Below are 23,876 nucleotides of genomic sequence, written 5' to 3' on the forward strand. Positions count from 1 at the left end.
CGGGCGTCGCCGACCGCCGTCAGTGGTACCTGCCCCGCCAGGTCGCTTTAAAGCCACTTCTTGCGGCGAAACACCCACAGCAGCCCCAGGCCGATCAGCAACATCATCACCAGCAGTACGAAGTAGCCATAGCGATAGGCGAGTTCCGGCATGTGCTGGAAGTTCATGCCATAGATACCGGCCAGGAAGGTCAAGGGCACGAAGATGGCGGTGATCACCGTCAGTACGCGCATGGTGATGTTGAGCTGATGGGACGCCAGGGAGATATGGCCATCCACCAGGTCGCCACAGATGTCGTAGTACATCTGGGTCAGGGTCAGCAGGCGGTCGAAGCGTTCGTGAACGTCATTGATGGCGTGCAGGGTGTCGTCGTTGCCACGAGGCAGATGCGAGTAGTCGTAGGCGGTGAGCTCCTGGGTGATGCCCACGTGGTAGCTGAAGACCCGACGCATCTTCACCAGTCGCGAGCGATAACCGATCACGCGGCGCATCAGCGCATCGCTGCCATCTTCCAGGAGTTCGTCCTCGATATCGCTGAGCTGGTTTTCGAACTCCAGAAGACTGTCGATGTAGAAGCCGGCTGACACGTACATGATCTTGAGCGCCACATGCTCGGGGGAGCGGCGCAGCAGAGTCTTGCCATCACCTGCGAGCAGCCGGTCAATGCTCATGGCCGTGCCAGGGTGCAGGCTGATCAGAAACCGTTCACCGACGAAGAAGGCCATCTGCTGGGGAACGAAATTCAGGTCCGAATCGAAGGAGGAGATGCCGCGATAGAGAATCAACGTGTGGGTATCGAATTCCTCGATCTTTGGCGGGTGCCGCTCGCGGTGGGCATCATCGATGGCCATGGGGTGGCAACCGAAGGCTTCCAGCATCGCACGCTCACTGGCCACGCTCTCCCCCTGCAGGTCGATCCAGATATGGCAGTCCGACATCTCGCTCCAGCGCTCGATCAGACGTTCATCGCCCACCTCCACCTGACCCTCGGTATCCAGCAGCAGTGTTCGTATCATTGTCTTGTCATCCTGGCATGCGATAGTCGTCAACCTACTCTATGGCACACTCTATGGCACACTCTGGGCCCGAAGGAACCGGAGCGTTTGCGTGCTTGATCAAACATCCTTTCAGCTTACGCAGGAGATAGCATGGTAACGCCTTCCTCCGGGCGCGCAGGCGAGGTCTTCCGCGCGTTTTTGCTCCTTGGCCTGACCTCGTTCGGCGGCCCGATTGCGCACCTGGGCTACTTCCGAACCGAGTTCGTGGCCAGGCGCCAGTGGCTCGATGAACATGCCTATGCCGACCTGGTAGCGTTATGCCAGTTTCTGCCGGGGCCAGCGAGCAGCCAGGTGGGCTTCTCGCTGGGCTTGATGAGAGCTGGGCCGCTGGGCGCGCTGGCGGCCTGGACGGCCTTCACACTACCTTCGGCAATCCTGCTGGTGCTGTTCGCCCTGGGGGCGGCAAGCATCGATGGCCTGCTCGGCAGCGGGTTGATTCACGGCCTGAGGGTCGTGGCGGTGGCCATCGTCGCTCATGCGGTGTGGGGCATGGCCAAAACACTCTGCCCGGATCGCCAGCGCGCCACCATCGCGGTGCTTGCGGTATTGCTGGTGATAGGGGTGGGTGGTGCCTTCGGCCAGGTCTCGGCTATCGTGATGGGGGCGCTCGCCGGGCTATGGGTGTGCCGCGATGGCAAGGCCGTAAGCCACACCATGCAGCCCATGCCGGTCAGCCGGCGCACGGGGATGGTGTACCTGGCGGCGTTCATCGTGCTGCTGGCGGGCCTGCCGATGCTTACGATGTCGGGTGCCGGCCAGGGCATTGCGCTGGTGGATGCCTTCTATCGCGCCGGGGCGCTGGTATTCGGTGGGGGCCACGTGGTGCTGCCGCTGCTCGAGGCGGAGGTGGTGCAGAGCGGCTGGATGAGCGCGAGTGACTTCCTGGCCGGTTACGGGGCCGCCCAGGCAATACCGGGCCCACTGTTCACCTTCGCCGCTTATCTTGGCATGGCGCTCGACGGGGGTGGCGTACTCAGCGCCCTGTTGGCGCTGGTGGCGATCTTCGTCCCCGGGATGCTGTTGTTGCTGGCGGCGCTGCCGTTCTGGAACACCCTGCGCGTGCGCCCCGGTATTCAAGCCGTGCTGCGCGGGGTCAATGCGGCCGTAGTGGGGCTGCTGGGTGCCGCTCTGTATCACCCGGTGTGGACCAGTGCGATCCTCGGGCCGCGCGAATTCGCCCTGGCTCTGGTCGGCTTCGCACTGCTTGCAGTGTGGAAACTGCCACCCTGGGTGGCCGTGCTGGTGTGCGGTCTGGGTGGCATGGCACTGGGTGCGGGTGCGACCAGTTAAGGAGCGACCACCTGGGCGTCGTCGCCCTCGAACGGTACAGGCTCGCGCAGGTGGCGCGACATGAAACTCAATCCGCGCGGCAGGCTCGCCCGCCAGACGCGCCAGGTATGCCCACCGGGCAGTACGTCGAGCCGCACATTGGCCGGCTGATGAGGCAGCAAGGCACTCTGCAGCAGGCGCGCATGATGCACGGCGTTGAGGTGGTCGCGCCCCCCGGCGGTCAGATACACCGGCACCATGGTGTCACCGGCGAGGTACGCGTCCAGGTGTGCTGTGTAGTTGGTTTGCTCCCAAAGCGTGGGGTCGAACTCGCCATTGCGCTGGAACGCCGGGTGGCGCCATGCGGAGGATTGCTCCGGCGGCAACGGGTGATAGCTTGCCGGGCTGAACGCGGCTACCGCGGCGAAGCGCTCGGGAAACTCGAAGGCGAAGTTGAGCGCGCCGAATCCACCGGCGGAAAGCCCCGCCACGCCACGCCATTCGCGCTCGGGCACCACATGCCAGCTATCCTCGATGTGAGGGATCAGCTCGTCCATGAAAGCCGTACGTGCCGATTCGTTGTAGCCGTCGATCCACCAGCTCTCCGAACCCGGCATGACGATGACCACCGGCGGTATCACGCCAAGGCGAATCATCCGATCGGCGGTGCGGCGCAGCAGGCCGGAATCCACCCAGTCGGTCTCGCTACCGAAGGAGCCATGCAGCAGGTAGATGACCGGATACGCCTGGTTCGATACCGCATACCCCTCGGGCAGGTAGAGAGTGTAAGGGTAGTCGCGCTCGAGCACTTGTGAAGGAAAGCTCTGGTGGCTGACCTGCCCCGCAGCGTGAGCGGACGAGGCAAACGTCAGCCATACCCCCCCCATCAGGGCGAAAAAGGCCAGAGATGACAGACGGCGAACCAGGGTGGAGCGAATCGCTGAACGATGCATCGAGCGCATATCTATCCTCCTTGGCGGCAATCGGGTCGGGCAAAGATCCGACACATGGCGTTACCGTTATGCAGGGAATTCATGAGGCTAAATGCTGTCCGACCCGGTTCGGGGTCACATTGTTCCAACCCCGTTTGCGTGCCACTTCGCCATTTCAACTGCTGGAGACCCCATGAAGCGCATCGAGGAAATCTACTGGTTGCGGTTCTATGGATGCCTCGCGGTCTTCCTGTTCCACCTGATCGGGCGCATCGAAGACAATTATCTCGGGCATGTCAGCTTGGATCTGGCGCGCATTCCCCTGGTACTGGGTACGCCGATCTTCATCTTCATCTCGATCTTTCTGTTCTCGGCGCGCTACGGCGATGATGTCCCGCACAATTTCCTGGCCAACCGCTTCAAGTACATCATGGTGCCGTACCTGGTGTACGGACTGATCTACTCCATTGCCGAATACCTGCGTCGGATGGCAAGCGACGATCCCGTCGGGTTCACCACACACATGGTCGAGTACCTGGTATTCGCCGGCTGGCACGGCTACTTCCTGATCATCGCCATGCAGTTCTATGTGCTGTTCTGGCTCTATAACCGCTTCGACCTCAAGCGCTGGCTACCCTCGGGGCGCTGGCTGTTCATCGGCGCGCTGATCAGCATGGGATACTGGGGGTTCTTCCGCTGGCAGGCCATCGAACCGCCCGGTTACCTGCACTGGATAGCCCCAATAGGCTGGATCTACCTGTTCTTCCTCGCCCTGCTGCTGGTGAAATACTATCCGGATTTGCGCCAGAAATACTGGTTCCGGCGACTCTCCAACCCTGCCTGGCTGGCGGTCACGGTGGCGATGATCGTGCTGTTCACCCTGCGTGGTGAACTCGAGTACTCGTCCAAGGAGACCTGGGTGGTGCCGCTGTTCATCTTCGCGATGCTGTGGGCAATGAGTTGGTTGTCGGGGCTTACCGCCACGCCGCTGGTGAAGAAGGTCAACGAATACTCGTTCGGTATCTACCTGGCCCACCCGCTGTTCTTTTCGCTGGTGGATTTCATCACCTGGCAGATCGACGTGCCGCTGTGGCTATATGCCCCCGCGCTGATGGTCGTGGGGCTTTCGGGTTCGATCATGCTCAACCGCGTGGTAAACCGCAGCAACTGGAGCGGCCTGATGTTCGGCAAGCGCCTGCGGGTGACCTGAACGAAAGACGCATCGCATCACGGCACTCGCCCCCCTCGGACGACAGTCGATCAGGGCAACTGTCGATAAGAGCATCTGCCGATCAGGGCATCTGCCGATCAGGGCATCTGTCGATCAGGGCAGGGGGAGAACTCAGGGTGTGTCACCTTCATAGGCCGCCTTCAGGCGGTAGAACTCGGCGACGATGTCATCCATCGCGGCGGCGTCGTAGTCGCGAAGCCCACTTACCACTAGCTTCTTCGAACCGACGCCGATGGGCGTGTCGCCCTCCATGATGCGAAACTCGAGCAGGGTGTCGCCACGCTTGCCGGCCACCTCGAGCGATGAGCGCGATAGTTCAAGCGCCGGGGCCAGGGCATCCAGCCGCTGCAGCGAGAAGCCCATGCTGTCGTAGATCACCAGCGGGCGACGCGGGTTGAACATCACGCCTTGCTCTTGCAGCAGTGGCTTGAGGTAGTGAGGGAAGTTCTTGCCGGAAAACGCCACATAGCAGCGGGTGAAGGCCTCGACCACGGCCTCGTCAAGAGTGATGTCACCCTCACGTTCCACTTCGAGATAGCGCTTGCCGTCCTCATCGCGGACCCACAGCAAGCCATCTTCCCCCTCATCGAAACGCAGCGGCGTGCCGTCGCCCACCATGCTGAGGAAGCGGAAGTTCATCTGCTGGGAGAGGCCAAAGCGCTCGAGTACCAAGGCGAACAGCAGGTCACCGGGCACGCAGAAGCGCCGTGCCTCGGGGTTATGGATGGGGTTGTAGTCGCCAGCCACTCCCTTGGCGAAACGACTGGCCTGCGCCGCGGAGATGGTGACCCATTCCCCGGTACGCGAGTGGAATTCATCGAGAAACATGCGTGCTGTGCCTGCCCTGCGTCGTTGGCGATGCGAACCTTGCCGTTCTTGGCCCAGACGAGATGATGCCACAAAATCGCTCGCCAATAGAGCCATTCGGCGCGTTAACATGAGCGAATGTCACCCAAGGAGCGGTCGTACATGTCTGGAGAGACATCCCTGCCCGGTCGCCTGGCCCGGCGTCTGAGATGGCTGTTGGTCGTCCCGCTGCTGGTGGTGGCGCTGTATCTGGTGGTCATCAACCTGCTGCTCAACCTGCCCTGGACCCAGGCATGGCTGAATGAACGCGGCAATGTCAGCGTGCACTGGGATTCCGGTTGGAGCCTGCTTCCAGGGCAGTTCAACCTGCGCGAACTGCGCCTGAGTGGCGTTGGGCAAGGCGCTTCCATGGCAATCGATGTGGCCGGTGCCGAGCTCGGCGTGTCGCTTGACGCGTTGCTGTCGGGCCATGTCGAACTCGAACGTGGGGCGGCGAAAGGCCTCCGCACCGCCAGACTGGGGCGCTATCGACTCGAGGGCGCGGGCAACGTGTCTGTCAGTGGCTTGCGTCTGACCGACGGCCGGCTCGTGGCGGACCAGCTCATGTTGGCGCTTGGGGAGTCCCGCGTATGGCGCGACGAGACGCTTCTGGCCAACGACATCACCCTCGATGCCGGGCTCTCCCTCGCGCCCATCGACCTGGCTGAGCCGTTCGACCTGGCAGCGACTCGCCACCTGTCGGGTGAGCTTTCCCTTGCCGCCACGGCCGACGCCTGGGATGTGTTCGCCCCCTATCTGCGCGACCTGGACTGGCTTGGCCTTGCCGGCCATGGCGAACTGCGTGGCGAACTGCGACTTGAAGACGGCGTGTTGACGCCGGGCAGCGAGCTTATCCTGGATTCGCCGTCGCTGGTGGTCGAGATAGACGAATCGCTGCTGCTGGCCAGCGGCGAAGAAGACACCGCGCAAGATCAGGCCGAACGGCGTTGGATAGTGGCGGGCGAAGCCCCGGAGCAGCATCGCCTCAGCGGCGGCGGACGCATCACCAGCACCGTCACCGCGGATGGAGATGGACGCCGGGCCGAGCTCGAGATCGAGCTCAATGACATGGTGATGCAGCGTGCCGGGCTTGCCGAGCCGTTCATGACCAGCCAGCGTTTCCTGCTCGCCGCGAGCCTGCCCGGCGCCGACCTCGCGGATGCACCGCGCCGCCTCAGCCAGGCAAGCCTAGAATGGCGGGATGCCCGGCTGCCCAACGTCGGTGCGCTTGCCGTCTACCTGCCCGAGGGCGGGCCATTGACCCTCGAGAGCGGCAGCGCCGGGCTTGATGGTCGGCTCGACTATGCCGACGGCATACTCGAAGGCGGCTTTCACCTGGCAGGCAGCGACATCGCCCTGACCCTTCTCGGCCAGACACTCGGTGGCGAACTGGCCCTCGACCTGATGCTCGAGCTCGACCCCACCGAGCGACGACTCGACCTCTCCGGCTCTCACCTGGCGGTGACGGCTCAAGGGGAGCGCGACGCGGCGCCACTGACCACCACGTTGAGCCTTGACGCAGCGAGCCTGCAATCCTCGCAACCCGTGGCATCGATGCTCGATGGTGATGGGCCATTGCCCCTGAATGGACGCATCGCCATGCGTGGCCAGGTCGGTCAGTTGAGCGTGCTGGATACCTTCCTCGATGCGATCAGCACAGGCAACGAGATCCTGCTCGACGGCGACGGGGAACTGGCCGCCAGCCTGCGCCTGGAGGAAGGGCGGGTGGCATCCGGCAGCCAGCTTGCGGTGACCACCGAGTCACTCGGGGTCAATGTGCTCGACCTGAATGCACGCGGCCGTGGCAGTGTCGTGGTCACCTGGCTGCCTGCCCTCGGCGTGCCGCGTGGCCGGCTCGAGGCACAGGTGGAACAGGCCCAGGTGGTACGCCTTTCCGATGCGCGACGGCTGATGCAGGACGGTACCTTCGAGCTGGTCGCGGAGAGCGATCTGATCGCACAGCGCGTCCTTGATGACCTTGATGGCGTGCTGACGTTGCCCCGCCTGACGCTATCATGGCGAGGCGCCGAGATGCCCGACGTTGACGTGCTGCAGGTCTATCTGCCCGAGACCCTGCCATTCCGATTGAGCGACGGCCGAGCGGTGACCAACGGCCAGCTCGAAGTGGAAGAGGGGCTGGCCAGGGGCCGTATCGATATCACCGGCCAACGCATCAGCGGACGACTCTTCGACGAGCCGATCGATGGCGAGCTTGCGCTGGACCTGCGCGTCAGCGAGGCCCGTCTGGATGGCAGCCGCCTGGATCTCTCGGGCAGCCAACTGGAGATACAGGCCGCCACGGCCGAGGTGCCGACAAGTGAGCGATTGCGTTCGCGACTCATCGCCAGGCGCGCAGTCTTCGGCCCCTTGCCGGTGCCAGGCGGCGGGGCGCGTGCACCGATGTCGGGAGAGTTGGCGCTGAATGGGCTGATCACCAACCTTGGCATGCTGGAGGCCTTCCTGCCGGCGGCCCAGGGGCTGACGCTCACCGGTAGTGGTCGCTTTACCGCCGACCTGTCGATGGGCGACGACCGCCTGTTGCCAGGCAGCCTGCTGCGCGTGTCGGCGGACGAACTGGCGGTGGGCTTCCTGGATTATCAGGCCAGCGGACGGGGCACACTCGATGCCATGGTCGAGGGTAGCCGCGAGGCGCCCGGCGTCAGGCTCGAACTTGGCATCCCGCAATTCGATCTTGTGCAACGAGGTGATGAACGTCCCCATGTCAGTGGCCGCCACTTCACCCTCGAGACACTTATCCCCGACATGCAAAGGGCCCGTGACAGCGACCATCTTGATGACATCACCACCCGGATTCGCTTGCCGATCGCCAATCTCGATGACCTCTCGCGCTATAACGCCTACCTGCCAAGCGACGCCGGTCTCGAGCTGCTCTCGGGACAGGCGGGAATCGAAGCCGACTTGACCTTCGAGGGCCTGACGCTGCAAGGCGACCTGGTACTGCAAGCCTTCGACGCCGGATTGCGCCTTGCCGACCAACAATTGAACGGCGACCTGCGGCTCGACGCACAACTCCGCGATGGCGATATCAACGGCCAGCGGTTCGACGCCACCGGTACTCGCCTGCGCCTCGATAACATCTCCCGCCAAGATGCCAGTGGCCAGCGCGACGCGGGGTGGTGGGCCAGGCTGGAGCTGGTGTCCGGCCAACTGACCTGGGCACAGCCGTTGGTGATCGATGCCAAGGTAGCGCTCGCCATGCGCGACAGCGGCCTGCTGGCACGCCTGTTTCTCGACAGTGCGCGTGAGAATGCCTGGCTTGGCCGCTGGTTGACGGTACGCAACCTCGAAGGTACCGCCGGCCTGCATGTCCGGGAACGTGAGCTCGAGCTCAGCGATGCGCGTCTCGAGGGGCATGACTTTACTCTGCTTGCCAGCCTGCTGATGCGCGATGAATCACTCAGCGGAGATCTCTATGCGCGGCTCGGCGCATTGGGTGTCGGTATCGCGCTGGTGAATGGTGAAACGCGACTGCGCCTGCTGCAGCCGCGTCGCTGGTTCGAGCAGCGGGCCGGCCAACGCCAGAATGAAAGAAGCCAGAATGAACGAAGCCAGAATGAACAAGGCCAAGCGGATCAACAGGCGCCTGACGAACCGATGATCGAAGTGACCGAGGAAACCTGGCAACAGGCGGTCGAGAAGGCATATCCGAGCGTCCCCTGACACTTGTACCAATGCACTAGTCGAACGACCGTTTCCAGCATGTTGCGCTGCACTAGTCTGTGCTAAGATCGCGGCGATTTTTTCCCCTTCCCTCCTCTATTCTCAGGACAATTCAGCCATGCTGACAACCTGTGGTAACCAACAAAGGCCCCGGCGATTCGCCCGGCGGTCGAGCTCCCTCGTGTGCGCCGTTCTCGCCCTGCTGCTGTTCGCACCCGCCGCCCATGCTGCCACCGGCTCGCTGGACATGACCGGCACCCTCTCGGGCCTGCTGGCGCTGATCGTCTTCGTGCTCGCTTATGCACTGGTAATGGGCGAAGAAAAGCTGCACATGCGAAAGTCCAAGCCGGTGCTGGTGGCTGCCGGCATCATCTGGGCATTGATTGGCTGGTTCTATGTTCAGGCTGGCATGCCTGATGAGGCCGAACACGCCTTTCGGATCACGCTGCTCGAATTCACCGAGCTGATGCTGTTCCTGCTGGTGGCCATGACCTATATCAACGCCATGGACGAACGCCGTGTGTTCGACGCACTGCGTTCGTGGATGGTGCGCAAGGGCTTCAGCTACCGCCAGCTGTTCTGGATCACCGGTGTACTGGCCTTCTGTATTTCACCGATCGCCGACAACCTGACCACCGCCCTGCTGATGTGCGCGGTGGTCACGAAGGTCGCGGAAGGCGACAAGCGCTTCATCAACCTGTGCTGCGTCAATATCGTGGTGGCTGCCAACGCGGGGGGTGCCTTCAGCCCCTTCGGCGATATCACCACATTGATGGTATGGCAGGCGGGCCTGGTAGAGTTCAGTGAATTCTTCGAGCTGCTGGTGCCGTCGCTGGTCAACTTCCTGATCCCGGCCGTGGTGATGAGCTTCTTCATCCAGAACCGCAAGCCCGACAGCGTCGAGGAGGATGTCTGGCTGAAGCGCGGCGCACGGCGCATCATCTTCCTGTTCCTGCTGACCGTGGCGACCGCCGTGGCCTGCCACACTGTTCTGCACCTACCGCCAGTGCTCGGCATGATGACCGGTCTTGGCTATCTGCAGTTCTTCGGCTACTACCTGCGTCGCAGCCTGCCGCGCTCGCTGGAAAAGAAGCGTACCCGCTATTCCCGGCGCGGCGACGACAAGAAGCTGGCACAACTGGGTAGCGTGGTGCCCTTCGATGTCTTCAACCGTGTGGCACGCGCCGAGTGGGATACCCTGCTGTTCTTCTATGGGGTGGTGATGTGTGTCGGCGGCCTGGGGGTAATGGGCTATCTCGGCATGCTGTCCGAAGCGCTCTACACCGGCTGGGATGCCACCTGGGCCAATATCGCCCTGGGAGTGATCTCGGCGGTGGTGGACAACATCCCGGTGATGTTCGCCGTGCTGACCATGGAGCCCGACATGTCCCATGGCCACTGGCTGCTGATCACCCTGACCGCCGGCGTGGGGGGCAGCCTGCTGTCGATTGGCTCGGCCGCGGGTGTGGCACTCATGGGCCAGGCACGCGGCAACTACACCTTCATGGGTCACCTGCGCTGGGCGCCGGTCATTGCCCTGGGCTATGCCGCCAGCATTGCCGTGCACCTGTGGTTGAACGCGGCCAGCTTCTCAGTTTACGGCTGATCTCAAGCCTGTTTAGGGCTGATCCATGGCCGCAGATTCCAGGCTGGAGGGTTGATCTCCCGGCCTGGATCACCTCATGGCCCGGTGGCGAATGACACCGGGCCATGCTTTTGGATGGCATGTTACGAGTATTGTCGCGGCTTGCCGTTGACGAACAGTGCTTTACATTGTTTTCCATTGATGTAGCGTATCCCAAGATGATGGCCAGATCGGTAGCGTAGCGAATCGCTTGCCACGAGATTCGACAAGCTCACCTAACAATTGGCCACACGACGTTCGCCGGGAGATAACGTTATCGGCATGCCTGGAACGCATGAGGAGCAAGGCTCCTTGCCACTCGCATGCAAGACGTGTTGCATCACAGGGAACTCTCGAACCATGCAGCTCTGTTTGTCGTTCCGCCCTGGAGGGGTGGCAATAGACGTCTCTGTATCCCGCCATGAGGTCGCCGCCCAGTGGCGCGGCTGATCACGGCAATCGTGTTGGCCTTGATGGTCATCGCGGGGCCGGCGATGGCCAGTGATGACGAGTCAACCGTGGTACTGGTTGCCCATGTCGACGTCGAAACACAGCGACTGACTCGTGACACCACCCGCGCCCTTTTCGCCATGCGCCAGCGCTCCTGGCCGGATGGCATGGCGGTTCGCGTCTTCGTGCTGGACAACAACCATCCCGTGCATGCCCGGTTCGCCAAGGAACGCCTGGGCGTCTACCCCCATCAACTCCAGCTCGCCTGGGATCGCATGGTGTTTTCCGGCACCGGACAAGCCCCCATGCGGGCCTTCACACAACCCGACATGCTCGAGCGTCTGGCCACTACACCCGGTGCGCTGGGATACCTTGAAAGGGAGTACCTGGATGACCGTGTCCAAGTCATCGCGATCGAGTGAGCGTTGCCATCGCTGCGGCATGCTGGCGGGCAGTCTGCTGCTTGCACTGACGGCCGGGCCATTACACGCCGATAGCGACATGCTCGACACCCTGCAGTTGCATGGTTTCCTGAGCCAGGCACTGGTGATCACCGATCACAACGACTTCTTCGGCCCCAGCAGCCAGGAGGACGGCAGCCTCGAGTACACCGAGATCGGCGCCAACGCCTCGCTGCGCCCACATGAGGACGTGCTGATCGCCGCCCAGGTATTGAGCCGTCGCGCCGGTGCGGATGGCAAGATCAGCCGACCCAAGCTGGACTATGGGGTCATCGATTATCAGATGGTCTCCAACCAGCAGAGTACGCTTGGTATTCAACTTGGCCGTTTCAAGAACCCCTTCGGCTTCTACAACCAGACCAGGGACGTGGCGTTCACACGCCCCAGCATCCTGTTGCCCCAATCGATCTATTTCGACAGGACACGTTCGCTTGGCATGTCGGCGGACGGCGCGCTGATTTACACCGAACACCGCATGCCCTCGGGTACCTTGCGCCTCCAGGCCGGCACCGGCGATACCCAGGCCGGGGACGACTTGCGCAGTACGCTGCGCTTCGAGGACACGCCTGGTGACCTGGAGCCACGGCCTTCGGCCATCGCTCAATTGCGCTACGAGCACGATGGCGGTCGCATCGTGGCCGCGCTCAGTGCGGCAGATGTCAACGCGCGGTTCGCCTCCGAGGTTCCGGCGCTGGGTACCGGCGACTTTTCCTTCCAACCCTGGATAGTGTCACTTCAATACAATGCCGAGCTGTGGAGCCTGACCGGCGAATTCGCCCTTCGCAACTCGAGCCTGCAGGGCTTCAACGACCCGCGTGTCAATTTCGACCAGACAGGGGAAAGCTGGTACGTCCAATACACGCGTCGCTTCCTCGATGACTGGCAGTGGCTGGTCCGCTACGACAGCCTGGTCAGCAACCGCGATGACCCTTCCGGCAGCCGGTACGCGGCTAGCGGCGCAGGCCCCGCGCATAGCCAATACGCCAATGACTTCACCCTCGGCCTGCAGTGGAACGCCACTTCTCGAGTGCTGCTGGCCGCCGAGTACCACCGCGTGGACGGAACGGGATGGCTACCGACCCAGGACAACCCCGACCCCGATGAGACACGCCGCCGCTGGGACATGCTGTTGTTCCAATTCTCGCTGCGCTTCTGATTGCATGTCGTCCACCGGGCAGGAACCCTCGCAATGACCTCACCCACCGGCAGCCGCCCCAATCCCCGCCTGAGCCTGACCTGGCGGGTGATTGCCTTGAGCAGCCTGTTGCTGCTGGGGCTGGTGTTGCTGTTCTCGTGGCTGGGCCATGCCAACCTGACCCGCCAGTTCGAAGAGATTCGCCTGCAGCATCTCGAGCGCCAGGCGGGCGAGATTCACCTGGCACTCGAGCGTTCGGAAGAGAGCCTGCGCCAGCTTGCCTCCATGGTGGCGTCGGCACAGCGTCTGGGGCCTTCACTCGAAGCCGCCCAATCCAGCGGGATCGATGAGGCCATCGCTCCCCAATGGCCAACCCTGCAACTGGAGGCCGGTATCGACGAAATACTGGTCTTCGATGCCGCGGGACGCCAACGAGCCGAGTGGGGCGAGGGGCAGGAGGCGAGCGAAAGATCGGCGCTTGCCTGGGTTCGCCAGGTCATGGCAGCGGAGATGCCACTGACGACCCTGCGCTGTTACGCCGATTGCCGGCAATATGCGGTGGTGCCGGTGCTGGTGGAGGGACGCAGCGTCGGCACCGTGATCCTGTCACGCTCGCTTGCTGACGTAACCCGCCAGGTTCACCAGGTCTCAGGGAGCGACGTGGCGCTGCTGGTGGTCGGTGCGGCGAATTCCCAGCCACCCTCCGACGAGCGTCGGATCGAGGAGTGGAATGGACATCTCGTGGCCTTGACTCGCCAGGACAGCCACTTGCCGCTGCTCGATGAAGCCGCTTCACAGGCGAGCCTTGACGAGCTGATCGCTGCCCCCCTGCGCTTCCAGGCGGGTGGCCGGGATATCGAACTCAGCACGATACGCATGGATCGCGACAGTGATCGGCGCAGTACCGGCTATTTCCTTCTGAGCTCCGACATCAGCGCCCAGATAAGTGCCATTCGCGATAACACCCGCACGCTTATCCTGGTCGGCCTTGGCGGATGGCTTGCCGCGGAGCTGCTGTTGCTGGCCATCCTGCTCAGCCCCATGGCTCGGCTTCGCCGAATCTCCTCGGTGCTGCCGGCGCTGGCTCGCGGTGGCTTTGCCCAGGCGCGCACCGCGATTCCTCATCGAACGTACCGCCTGCCGGACGAGATCGACATCCTCGAGGACTCGACGCTGGAACTGGCCCGGCAGCTCGAGACGCTGGAGAGTGAAGTCACCGCCCGTGGCGAGCAACTTGGCGAGCGCGTCGAGGAACTGGCCAGAGAACGGGATTTCATCAGCAGTCTGCTGGACACCGCGCGGGTGTTCATCGTCACCCAGGATGCCAATGGCCGCATCACGCTGGTCAATGACTACGCCCTTGCGATGATGGCCACTCGCGAAGACATACTGCTGGAGCGCCTGTTCGAGGATGTCTTCGCTCCCACGGCAAGCGAACCATCCACCGAGTTCCTTCGCCAGGACGAACGGCCATTGCGCATTCCCGATGGCCAGGTGCGCACGATTGCCTGGTATCACGCCCCGCTGCCAGCAGGCTCCAGCGGCGACGCCGGCCGCATTTCGGTGGGCCTGGATATCACCGACCGCAAGGCAGCCGAATCCCGTCTTACCTGGCTTGCCGAGCGTGACCCGCTGACCGAGCTCTACAACCGCCGCTATTTCCAGGAAGCCTTGCAAACCACCCTTGCGCGCGGCGGCAAGGGTGCCGTGCTGATGATGGATCTCGATCAGTTCAAGGATGTCAACGAGCTCAGCGGCCACCAGGCCGGTGATCAGTTGCTGCGCCGGGTGGCCCGCGTGCTGAACGAGGAGCTGGGCCATCGTGGTGTGATTGCCCGCCTCGGGGGTGACGAGTTCGCGTTGCTGCTCGAAGGCGCCGACGGCGAACAGGCCAGCCGCGTCGCCAAGCAGGTCAATCATGTGCTGGGCGCACTTGACTTCAATATCGGCGAGCGACGCCACCGGGTCGATGCCAGTACCGGTATCGCGCTGTTCCCCGCCCATGGCAGCAGCGCCACCGACCTGATGGCCAGCGCCGACATGGCGATGTACAAGGCCAAGGCATCGAGTGCCCAGCGCTGGCATCTGCTGGCCACGGTGGCAAGCGCCAAGGATGAATTGCAGGCACGCGTCTACTGGGTGGAACGGGTGCACCGCGCCCTGGAGGAAGATGCCTTCGAGCTGATGGTGCAACCGATCATGCGCCTGGAGGATCGCGACGTGCGCCATTTTGAGGTGCTGCTGAGGATGCGCGACGAAGACGGCAGCATGGTGCTGCCTGGGCACTTCATTCCAGTGGCCGAGCGCAGCGGACAGATCGTCGCCGTGGATCGCTGGGTGCTGCACCATACCCTCAAGGTGCTGAGCAAGGTCCAACAGCGCGGGATCAGCCTGGCGGTCAACCTGTCGGGGCAGTCGCTGCATGACGAGGGGCTCAAGCAATACCTGGCCGATGAACTCGCCGCCAGTGGCGCCGACCCCAATTACCTGATCCTCGAGGTCACCGAGACCGCTGCGGTCACCGACTTCTCCACGGCACGCGGTGTGTTGCAGGCGATGCGCGACCTGGGTTGCCGCACCGCACTCGACGACTTCGGGGTCGGCTTCAGCAGCTTCCACTATCTCGGCCAGCTACCGGTGGATTACATCAAGATCGACGGTAGCTTCATCCGCAGTCTGCCCATCAGTGCCGACAGCCGCGTCATCGTGCGCGCCATTGCCGATATCGCCGCTGGATTCGGTAAACAGGCCATTGCCGAATTCGTTGAACAAGAAGCCTTGCTTCCCATCCTTCAGTCCTATGGCATTGCCTACGGGCAGGGCTTTCATCTGGGCAGACCCAAACCTGTATCCGATGTCCTGGGCATCGACTTGACAAGGAATTCTTGAATGACGATTCGTTCATCGTCAGCGAGTGGCAACACCTCCCTCGACGCCGTAGTCAATGACTTCAAGAGCGAGTTCAGGCTTTCGATTCCCGCCAACGCCAGGGAGAGAGAAAGGGCCTTTCGCTTGCGCCATGACGTCTACTGCGAGGAACTCAAGTACGAGCCGCCGACAGATGCAAAGCGCCGCCTCGAGTACGACGAGTTCGACAGCCACGCCATTCATTGCATCATCGAACACCTTCCCAGCGCCCAGGTCGCCGGTTGCATGCGAGTGGTGTTGAAAGGCCAGCTGCAAGGCCAGAATTCTGAGCCACATCTCTCGCTGCTGCCCCTTCAGGCCTATGCCAGACAGCGTTTCACCCACCCCTCGCTAAGGCCGGAGCACTTTCCCCGGCACAGTGTCTGCGAGGTGTCACGGCTCGCGGTGAGCCATGTGTTTCGCAAGCATCGCAGCAACGTGGCCGGCATCAAGGAGGAGGATGTCTCGGTAGCGAAGGGAAGACCCCGACACAACCCCATTCCCGTGGGATTGAGCCTGTTTTTTGCCGCAACCGCAGTGGTGGGCATGGCGCAACGCCAGCACGTGTTCGCGATGATGGAGCCACGCTTTGCACGGCTATTGAAGATGTCAGGGTTGGCGTTCGAGCGGATCGGCGAACTGATCGATTACCATGGGCCGCGCGCGCCCTTCTACATCGACCAGCACCAGGCCGAACGATACCTGCCTGAACGGCTCGTGCCCCTTTATGAACACATCCAGCAACAGCTGCGGCCGCAACTGACATCAGCGATGCCCCACGCAATGGACACCGCCACGCTATGACGCGGCGTTACTTGGTGGTCCGCCGCGACTTGCCAGGCCCGATCAGCCTGACCCTGACCTTGGGACGTGAGCCAGCCTGCATGTCACCAGAGGGTGAGTCCTGCGCTGGCCTGACTGCGTCCTGGCTGCGCGGGATCACTACCCAGGCGAAGGTCGGCAGCGCCAACTGCCAGTGAATGGCCGCCAGGCGCAGCCCAAGGGTCGTGGCAAGCGCGAGTGCGATGGTCAATACCGCTGGCGAGCCCAGCGATTCCAGCATCACATAGATGACCCCACCCGCGATGGCTGCCGTCGCATAGACTTCCTGGCGCAGCACCATGGGCACCCGGCGCGCCAGCACATCACGCACCATGCCGCCAGCCACCCCGGTCAACATCCCCATCAGCACCGCCACGACCCCGGGTGCATCGAGCAGCAGCGCCTTATGCGTGCCGATCACCGTGAACAGCGCAAGCCCGAACGCATCGGCCACCGGCAGAAACCCCCGCGAGAGACGATGAATATAGTGGAAGCCGATGATCGACAGCCCGACCGTTCCAAGGATCACCCACAGGTAAGTCGTGTCGGTTACCCAGAATACCGGTCGCACCCCAAGCACCAGGTCACGCAAGGTGCCGCCACCGATGCCGGTGACCGCGGCCAGCACCAGCATGCCGAAGGGGTCCATACGCGTGCGACACGCAAGGACGACCCCCGAAAGGGCGAAAACGATCACCCCCGCCATGTCCAACCAGTAGATCAACCCCGTCACGCCATGCACTCCTGTTCATTGGTGGCCAGCAGGATAGCGCATTGCGCCGAGATATCCCGCTTGAAAACTCATCGACACCCGCGGGTGGATACGCCACGATGTCAGCCTTTGGCGACTGGAGGTGTCATGGACTGGAATCCCGCCTATGTATGGCTGGCCATTGCCTTGCTGCTGGGGCTTGCCGAACTGACCAGTGGCGCGATGGTGCTGCTGGCGCTGGCGCTGGCCGCCGCCCTGACGGCAGGCCTTGCCGCACTCGACCTGTCGCTTGCCTGGCAGCTTTTCGGCATGGGGGCGTTCTCGGGTGTGCTGGTGCCACTGGCGGTGTGGAAGATCCGGCCATGGTTCTCACCTCGCGGCGTGGCCTACGGCACCACCGGCACCGGTGTCGAACGAGGCCGAACCTATCGCACCCATATCCGTGACTTCGACGGTGCCACCGTCATCAACATCAACGGCGACCTCTATCGACTGCGCCTGGATACCACGGGCGAGCAAGAACTCCCCTCTGGCACAGAGGTCACCTTCATCCGCTTCGAGGGCACTACCGCCGTCGTCGCCTACCCAACCCCTTCCAATCCACACACGGAGCAGTGAGCATGGACCTTCCCATCGGCCCCGGGCTGATTCTCAGCCTTATCATCGTCATCATCGGCATTCTGATCATTTCCAAGGGGCTGGTGATCGTTCGCCAGTCCGAGGTCATGGTGATCGAACGCCTGGGTTCCTTTCATCGGCTGCTGGAGAGCGGCATCAACATCATCGTGCCCTTCATCGAGCAGCCACGCGCCATCACCATGATCCGCTATCGCAAGATGGGCGAGGATTATCAAGCCATCACCAGCAACGAAACGCGCATCGACCGCCGCGAGACGGTCATGGACTTCCCCGGCCAGCCGGTGGTGACCACCGACAACGTGACGGTCAATATCAACGGCGCGCTCTATTACCAGATCATCGACCCCAAGCGGGCCGTCTACGAGGTCGAGAACATGAGCCAGGCGGTAGAGGTGCTGGCCAAGACCACCCTGCGCTCGGTGGTCGGCAAGATGGAACTCGACAAGCTCTTCGAGTCCCGCGCGGAGGTCAACAACGAGATCCAGCGGGCCATGGAAGAAGCCGCCTCCAAATGGGGCGTGAAGATCTCGCGGGTCGAAGTGCAGGACATCGCCATGCCCGAGGAAGTGGAATCGGCCATGCGCCTGCAGATGGCCGCCGAGCGCAAGCGCCGCGCCACCGTGACCGAGGCCGAGGGCGAAAAGTCGGCGGCGATCGCCATGGCCCAGGGGCAGCGGGAATCCGCCATCCTCAACGCCGAAGGCGACAAGCAATCGGCGATCCTGCGCGCCCAGGGCGAGCAGGAATCGATCAAGCTGGTGCTCAACGCGATTGGAGACAGCGACGAGCACAAGCGCACCGTCGTGGGTTACCTGCTCGGCCAGAGCTATATCAAGGTGCTGCCGAACATGGCCAAGGACGGCGAACGTGTGTTCGTGCCCTACGAGTCCTCCGCCCTGCTTGGCTCCATGGGCATGTTCCGCGAAATGGCTGGCTCACCCGAGGACGCTGTGGCCAACCACCTCTCGACCAGTGGCAACCAGGGCAGCCTGCGGAGCGGCGTGGTCGGCGGCGCCGCCAGCGGCAACTGAGCCTTGGCTGACGACGCTGGACTCGCCGGTGAACCGGCGAGTCCAGCGGGACTGTCTCTACCGGGATTCCCTCCTGGGGCTATCCACCTTAGCTACCCCAACTGGAACGGATAGACGTTGCCCAGCTGGAGTATGCGCGTCAGCTCATCAAGCGCGGCGAGCGATTCGCTGGCAAGCGCGGGGTCGGCAAGATCTTCCGGGGCCAGGCGGTCGCGGTAGTGTCTCTCGACCCAGGCGACGAGTTCACCATGCAGCGCGTTGTCGAGCAGTACCCGGCCGGAAAGTGAGGCGCGTTCGGCTTCGCTGAGCACCACGCGCAGGCGCAGGCAGGCTGGCCCCCCGCCGTTGCGCATGCTCTGCTTGACGTCCTTGACCACCACCTCGCTGATCGGGTTGTTGCCCGCCAGCAGGTGATCCTGAAGGGTGCGCCACACGCTCTCACGCTCCTGGCATTCGCCCGGCACCACCAGGGTCATGCTGCCATCCGCATTGGAGAGCAACTGCGAGTTGAAGAGGTAAGAGGCCACGGCATCCTCCATGCTCACCGCTTCCTTGGGCACCCGCACCGGAATCAGCGGCGCGTTCATCTTGTCGCGCAATTCCTCGAGGGTGGCCTGTTCATCGAGGAACGCCATCTCGTGATAGAGCAGTACCGGGCCATTGCCCACGGCGATCACGTCGTTGTGGAATACCCCGGCATCGATGGCATCGGGATGCTGCTGGGCGAACACCGTCTGCAAGTCACACAACCCGTGCTGGCGAGCCACCGCCTGGCTGGCTTCGAGGGTCTGGCGGGCCGGGAAGCGCTTCGGCGCCACGCCCGCCTGATTCTCCCAGCCCAGCGCCTCGCGCCCGTAGACATACAGGTGCACGCCTGGCTCGCCATGGGCCGCGCACAAGCGAGTGTGATTCGCCGCGCCCTCGTCGGAAAACGCCGGCGTGCTCGGCAATACCGGGTGGTGGGCGAAGTGCCGCTCATCGCGAAAGATCGCCGCCAGCACACGCGCCGTGGTGGCGGGCTCCAGGAAACGGTGAAAGCTCGACTGCAGATTGGCCGGCGTGAAGTGCGCACGACCATCGGCGGCATCCAGGCTCGGCGTCACCGTGGCGGCGTTGGCCGTCCACATGCTCGACGCCGAACACACCGCACGCAGGATCTGTGGCGCCTCGCCCGCCGCCCGCGCCAGTACCTTGGCGTCGCTACCGGAAAAGCCCAGTGAGCGCAGTGCGCCAAGATCCGGACGCTGCTGGGGCGGCAACACGCCCTGGGCGTAGCCTGAATCCATCAACGACTTCATCTTGGCAAGTCCCTGCAGGGCCGCCTCACGCGGGTTGGCGACCAGGCCACCATGGGACATCGAGGCGACATTGCCATGGGCCAGGCCCGAGTAGTTGTGGGTCGGGCCGACCAGTCCGTCGAAGTTGACTTCTCTGACGCCCGTGGCGTCATGCTTGGCGTCGTTCACAGGCTCACCCCGGGTGGCAGGTTGTCTGGCAGGCTGAGGGCTTCGGCCTCAACGGAAGCCACCGGATAGGCGCAATAATCGGCGGCATAGTAGGCGCTGGGGCGGTGGTTGCCGCTGTCGCCCACGCCGCCAAAGGGCGCGTCACCCGAGGCCCCGGTGGTCTGGCGGTTCCAGTTGACGATACCGGCGCGAATGCGTAGCAGGAAGTCGTCCCAGTCGGCCCGCTCCCCCCCGATCAATCCGGCGGAAAGGCCGTAGCGGGTGTCGTTGGCCAGGCGGATCGCCTCGTCCCAGTCGGCGTAGCGATGCACCTTGAGCAGCGGCCCGAAGTGCTCCTCGTCGGGCACCGCCAGGCCGGTGACATCGATCAACGCAGGCGACAGCAGGCTGGTGCCAGCCGCGAGACGCTCCATGCGCGAGATCACCGTGCCACCCAGCGCCTCGAGATCCTCCTGGGCCTTGAGCAGGCCATCGGCCGCCGCCACGCTGACAAGCCCCGCGTAGAAGGGAGCGGGCTCGGCGAACTGGCCGGCGAGGTGCAAGCGGGAAATGGCATCACTCAGGGCGTCGAGCAGATGATCGCCGACCTGCCCTTCCGGCACGATCAACCGTCTTGCGCAGGTGCAGCGCTGTCCACCGGAGAGAAACGCCGACTGCAGGATGGTCAGCACCGCCGCCTCCTGATCCGGCACGTCCTTGATCACCAGCGGGTTGTTGCCACCCAGTTCCAACGCCAGGATCTTGTCGAGCTGGCCGGCGAACTGGCGATGCAGCATACCGCCCACCTTGGCGCTGCCGGTGAACAGCAGGCCGTCGATATCGGGCGAAGCGGCCAGTGCCTGGCCGACGGTCGCCGCCCCCTGCACCAGGTTGATCACCCCCTTGGGCAACCCCGCCTCCTGCCAGCACTGCAGCGTCAGGTCGGCGGTGAGCGGCGTCTGTTCGCTGGGCTTGAAGACCACGGTATTGCCGGCCAGCAACGCCGGCAGCATATGGCCATTGGGCAGGTGGCCAGGAAAGTTGTAGGGGCCGAACACCGCCAGCACACCATGTGGGCGATGGCGCAGCACGGCGCGCGCATCGCCCAGGTCGCGCTCGCACTCGCCGGTGCGCTCCTGGTAGGCACGAATCGACAACGCCACCTTGCCGATCATCGCACCGACTTCGGTGCGTGCCTCCCACAGCGGCTTGCCGGTTTCGCCGGCAATGGCATGCGCCAGATCCTCGCGATGGCGTTCCAGCACTTCGCGGAAACGCTCGACCAGCGCCTGGCGCTCGGCGAACGAGGTCCGCGCCCAGGCTGGAAAGGCACCACGGGCGGCCGCCACGGCCGCCGTTACCTGGGCGTCGTCGGCGGCATTGCCGGTCCACAGGGCGTGCCCGTAAACCGAATCGTGCTTGGTGAACGACGGGGCATCACCGTCAACCCATTGACCGTCGATGACGTGTTGTTGCTTGGCGTGCATGGTGTCTCCTGTCTCTTGGCCCGCGCGCTCGTTCGATTCAATCAAGACGCGAGTAAGCGAAGGGCATCGCCCGCACCGACTCCCAGCCGGTGCGACTCCTCCTCGGTCAGTACGATGACCCCGTGTTCGTCGGGGCCACGGCCCAGCCAGCTGGCACGAAAATCGACCATCGAGGTGGTCGAGGCCAGCCATCTCGGCCGCTCGTCATGTGCGGCGCTTGCCACGACTTCCACCTGGCACAACGCCGATTCGCGCACCCCGCGCACGTCATCCACATAGGCCTCGACGGTGGGGCCGCCATCGAAGATGTCGATGAAACCTTCCCAGCGCAGCCCTTCACGCTTGAGCATTTCGAGCGCCGGGCGGGTGTGTTCATGCACCTGGCCGATGCAGGCACGCGCCTGCTCGGTGAGGAACGGGGTGTAGATCGGAAACTTCGGCATCAGCTCACCGATGAAGCTCTTCTGTCCAAGCCCCGTGAGGCGGTCGGCCTCGTTGAAATCGAGCGGAAAGAAGTGGCTGCCCAGGCACTGCCAGAACGGGCTGATGCCGTTCTCGTCGAAGTGGCCACGCATTTCCGCCAGCACCTTGTCGGGGAATCGATCGCGAAACTGCGCCATGAACAGCCAGCGCGCACGGGAGAGCAGCGTGCCATTGCGGTCGCGCCGGTATTCCGGGCGCAGATAGAGCGAGCACACCTCGGCATCGCCGGTATGGTCAGAGCTCAAAAACAGCGTGTCGATGGTGCGATGCAGGTCGAGCTGTACCGACGAATGGGCCAGGGTGCCAAGCCGGTAGTTGTAGAACGGGATGTCGCGGCCGACCTCGCCGATCACCGCGCAGCAGCCGGCCAGCTCACCGCTTTCGTCATCCTCCAGCACGAAGAAGTAGAGCCGGTCATCCACCGGGGTGCGTTCCTCGAAGGCACTCACCGCAGTCTCGATCTTGGCGGCCAGGAACTCGCGGTTGTCGGGCAGCGAGGTAAAGCCGATCCCGGTCTGCTGGGCCAGGGCCTGCAAGCCCTCCAGGTCGCCGTGGGCGATGGGGCGAATGCGCATCACAGGTCTCCCTCGTCGAGTGCATCGTCGGCGGCCGGCAGGGCCAGGGGGGCGGCCAGGACCGCACGCCCCTCTTCCACTCCAAGCACCTCGGCGTGCTGGGCGGAAAGCATGATCTGGCCGGTGGGCGACAAGGCATAACGCGCCACCACACAGCGAAACTCACCGAGCTTCTGGTTGGCCACCATCGCCGGCTCGGCATCCGGCAGGCTCGACGACGGGCGCAGGCGCACCGGGTGCCAAGCCGCGCGGCGGAAGCTCTGCAGCCGCTCGCGTTCGGCCTTGATCACCGGTCCCGCGTCGAATATATCGACATGCCGCGAGCGCACGAACCCCTCGGCCAGCATCTCCTCCAGCGGCCCTTCGTGGGCAGGATGCTCGCGGCCGATGGCGGCGCGCGCCTGGGGCGTAAGAAGCGGCAGATAGAGCGGAAACTGCGGCATCACCTCGGCGATGAAACTCTTCGAGCGCACTCCGGCGATGTGATTGATCTCCTCATAGCTGCGCACGAAGAAATGCCGCCCCACGCTGTTCCAGAACGGCGACTCGCCATCGCCATCCAGATACCCGGGAAAGGCCAGCGCCAGCACCTCGGCGAAACGTTCCGGATACTGGGCGATGAACATCAGCCGCGCCCGGCGCAACAGGCTCTCGGCACTGGTGCCCTTGTAGCGCGGATCGAGCGACAGCGCACACAGCAACGTGGCTTCGGAGACCTCGTGGGACAATGACAGCGTCTGTACCTCGCGGCGCACATTGAGCTGCTGCGAGGCATGGATCAGCGTCTCCTGGCGATAGGTGTAATACGCCTCGCTGGAGCCGGCCTGGGCACGGATGGTGGCGGTCCCCACCACCTCACCGCGCTCGCAGTCCTCAAGCACGAAGGTATAGTGCTCGTCGCCCGGGAAATCGACCTCGCGGGCAAAGCCCCGCTGGGAGCGGGCGATGCGCTCCTCCAACCGGTCGCGGTGGGCCGGCAGGTTGGTCAGGCGTGGTGTGGCCGACCCCGCCAGCCGCTCGAGGGCCGGCAGATCAGCCGGCCTTACAGGGCGGACAACCAGCATGGCAAGTTCTCCTGAAGGTTGCGA

Annotated in this window: 18 protein-coding genes; 10 read left to right on the forward strand and 8 right to left on the reverse strand. The window is 63.6% G+C overall.

Annotated elements, in window-relative coordinates:
• Positions 1 to 47 precede the first annotated feature (47 nt).
• Entirely contained in the window at positions 48 to 1,016 is a 969-nt protein-coding gene (locus C6V82_RS11755) for a magnesium transporter CorA family protein (RefSeq protein ID WP_102587192.1), read from the reverse strand.
• A 132-nt stretch (positions 1,017 to 1,148) separates the two neighbouring features.
• On the opposite strand from C6V82_RS11755, the gene chrA reads away from it, so the two are divergent.
• On the forward strand, positions 1,149 to 2,348 hold the full coding sequence (gene chrA / locus C6V82_RS11760) for a chromate efflux transporter (RefSeq protein WP_102587193.1): 1,200 nt from the start codon (positions 1,149 to 1,151) through the stop codon (positions 2,346 to 2,348).
• Here chrA and C6V82_RS11765 read toward each other — a convergent pair.
• A complete protein-coding gene (locus C6V82_RS11765; RefSeq protein ID WP_229843176.1) occupies positions 2,345 to 3,289 on the reverse strand; it encodes an alpha/beta hydrolase in 945 nt (314 codons plus the stop codon). The genes chrA and C6V82_RS11765 overlap by 4 nt on opposite strands.
• A 163-nt stretch (positions 3,290 to 3,452) precedes the next feature.
• Between C6V82_RS11765 and C6V82_RS11770 the strand changes: the two genes are divergently transcribed.
• Positions 3,453 to 4,469 carry an acyltransferase family protein gene (locus C6V82_RS11770; protein ID WP_102587194.1) on the forward strand — a complete coding sequence of 339 codons (1,017 nt, stop codon included), beginning with the start codon at positions 3,453 to 3,455 and terminating at the stop codon, positions 4,467 to 4,469.
• Between the two features lie 132 nt (positions 4,470 to 4,601).
• Here C6V82_RS11770 and C6V82_RS11775 read toward each other — a convergent pair whose 3' ends face one another.
• Entirely contained in the window at positions 4,602 to 5,318 is a 717-nt protein-coding gene (locus C6V82_RS11775) for a DUF3581 family protein (protein WP_102587195.1), read from the reverse strand.
• 141 nt (positions 5,319 to 5,459) lie between these two features.
• Between C6V82_RS11775 and C6V82_RS11780 the strand changes: the two genes are divergently transcribed.
• The 6 genes from C6V82_RS11780 (at position 5,460) to C6V82_RS11805 (ending at position 16,398) form a co-directional block, all read left to right on the forward strand.
• Positions 5,460 to 9,017, forward strand: coding sequence for a translocation/assembly module TamB domain-containing protein (locus tag C6V82_RS11780; protein WP_102587196.1), 3,558 nt, complete (start codon positions 5,460 to 5,462; stop codon positions 9,015 to 9,017).
• Between the two features lie 118 nt (positions 9,018 to 9,135).
• Positions 9,136 to 10,623, forward strand: a complete 1,488-nt coding sequence (gene nhaD / locus C6V82_RS11785; protein WP_102587197.1) for a sodium:proton antiporter NhaD — start codon at positions 9,136 to 9,138, stop codon at positions 10,621 to 10,623.
• 455 nt (positions 10,624 to 11,078) lie between these two features.
• Positions 11,079 to 11,513, forward strand: coding sequence for a hypothetical protein (locus C6V82_RS11790; protein WP_229843177.1), 435 nt, complete (start codon positions 11,079 to 11,081; stop codon positions 11,511 to 11,513).
• The gene (locus C6V82_RS11795) at positions 11,482 to 12,708 is read left to right on the forward strand and encodes a hypothetical protein (RefSeq protein ID WP_229843178.1); all 1,227 of its coding nucleotides are present in this window, start codon (positions 11,482 to 11,484) and stop codon (positions 12,706 to 12,708) included. The genes C6V82_RS11790 and C6V82_RS11795 overlap by 32 nt, the downstream gene beginning before the upstream one ends.
• Before the next feature lie 33 nt (positions 12,709 to 12,741).
• Complete coding sequence (locus C6V82_RS11800; protein ID WP_102587198.1) at positions 12,742 to 15,576, forward strand: bifunctional diguanylate cyclase/phosphodiesterase; 2,835 nt, start codon at positions 12,742 to 12,744, stop codon at positions 15,574 to 15,576.
• Positions 15,577 to 16,398: a PEP-CTERM/exosortase system-associated acyltransferase gene (locus tag C6V82_RS11805; RefSeq protein WP_102587199.1), complete on the forward strand. Its 822-nt coding sequence runs from the start codon at positions 15,577 to 15,579 to the stop codon at positions 16,396 to 16,398.
• A 7-nt stretch (positions 16,399 to 16,405) separates the two neighbouring features.
• On the opposite strand, the gene C6V82_RS11810 is transcribed toward C6V82_RS11805, so the two are convergent.
• Positions 16,406 to 17,149 (reverse strand): trimeric intracellular cation channel family protein, encoded by a 744-nt coding sequence (locus C6V82_RS11810; protein WP_102587200.1) that lies wholly within the window; start codon positions 17,147 to 17,149, stop codon positions 16,406 to 16,408.
• Positions 17,150 to 17,275: 126 nt separating this feature from the next.
• On the opposite strand from C6V82_RS11810, the gene C6V82_RS11815 reads away from it, so the two are divergent.
• On the forward strand, positions 17,276 to 17,746 hold the full coding sequence (locus C6V82_RS11815) for a nodulation efficiency, NfeD-like protein (RefSeq protein WP_102587201.1): 471 nt from the start codon (positions 17,276 to 17,278) through the stop codon (positions 17,744 to 17,746).
• A 2-nt stretch (positions 17,747 to 17,748) separates the two neighbouring features.
• Positions 17,749 to 18,798, forward strand: a complete 1,050-nt coding sequence (locus C6V82_RS11820; RefSeq protein WP_102587202.1) for an SPFH domain-containing protein — start codon at positions 17,749 to 17,751, stop codon at positions 18,796 to 18,798.
• Between the two features lie 92 nt (positions 18,799 to 18,890).
• Here the strand turns inward: C6V82_RS11820 and astB are convergent, their stop codons facing one another.
• Genes astB through C6V82_RS11840 form a run of 4 tightly spaced genes read right to left on the reverse strand, consistent with a single transcriptional unit; the run spans position 18,891 to position 23,852 of the window.
• Positions 18,891 to 20,264, reverse strand: a complete 1,374-nt coding sequence (astB, locus tag C6V82_RS11825; RefSeq protein WP_102587203.1) for an N-succinylarginine dihydrolase — start codon at positions 20,262 to 20,264, stop codon at positions 18,891 to 18,893.
• Positions 20,261 to 21,730, reverse strand: a complete 1,470-nt coding sequence (gene astD, locus C6V82_RS11830) for a succinylglutamate-semialdehyde dehydrogenase (protein WP_102587204.1) — start codon at positions 21,728 to 21,730, stop codon at positions 20,261 to 20,263. Before astD ends, astB begins: the two co-directional genes overlap by 4 nt.
• Positions 21,731 to 21,771: 41 nt before the next feature.
• Positions 21,772 to 22,788 carry an arginine N-succinyltransferase gene (astA, locus tag C6V82_RS11835; RefSeq protein ID WP_102587205.1) on the reverse strand — a complete coding sequence of 339 codons (1,017 nt, stop codon included), beginning with the start codon at positions 22,786 to 22,788 and terminating at the stop codon, positions 21,772 to 21,774.
• A complete protein-coding gene (locus tag C6V82_RS11840) occupies positions 22,788 to 23,852 on the reverse strand; it encodes an arginine N-succinyltransferase (RefSeq protein WP_102587206.1) in 1,065 nt (354 codons plus the stop codon). The genes astA and C6V82_RS11840 overlap by 1 nt, the downstream gene beginning before the upstream one ends.
• Between the last annotated feature and the right edge of the window lie 24 nt (positions 23,853 to 23,876).

The organism is Halomonas urumqiensis, from assembly GCF_003028575.1.
Classification (GTDB): domain Bacteria; phylum Pseudomonadota; class Gammaproteobacteria; order Pseudomonadales; family Halomonadaceae; genus Halomonas; species Halomonas urumqiensis.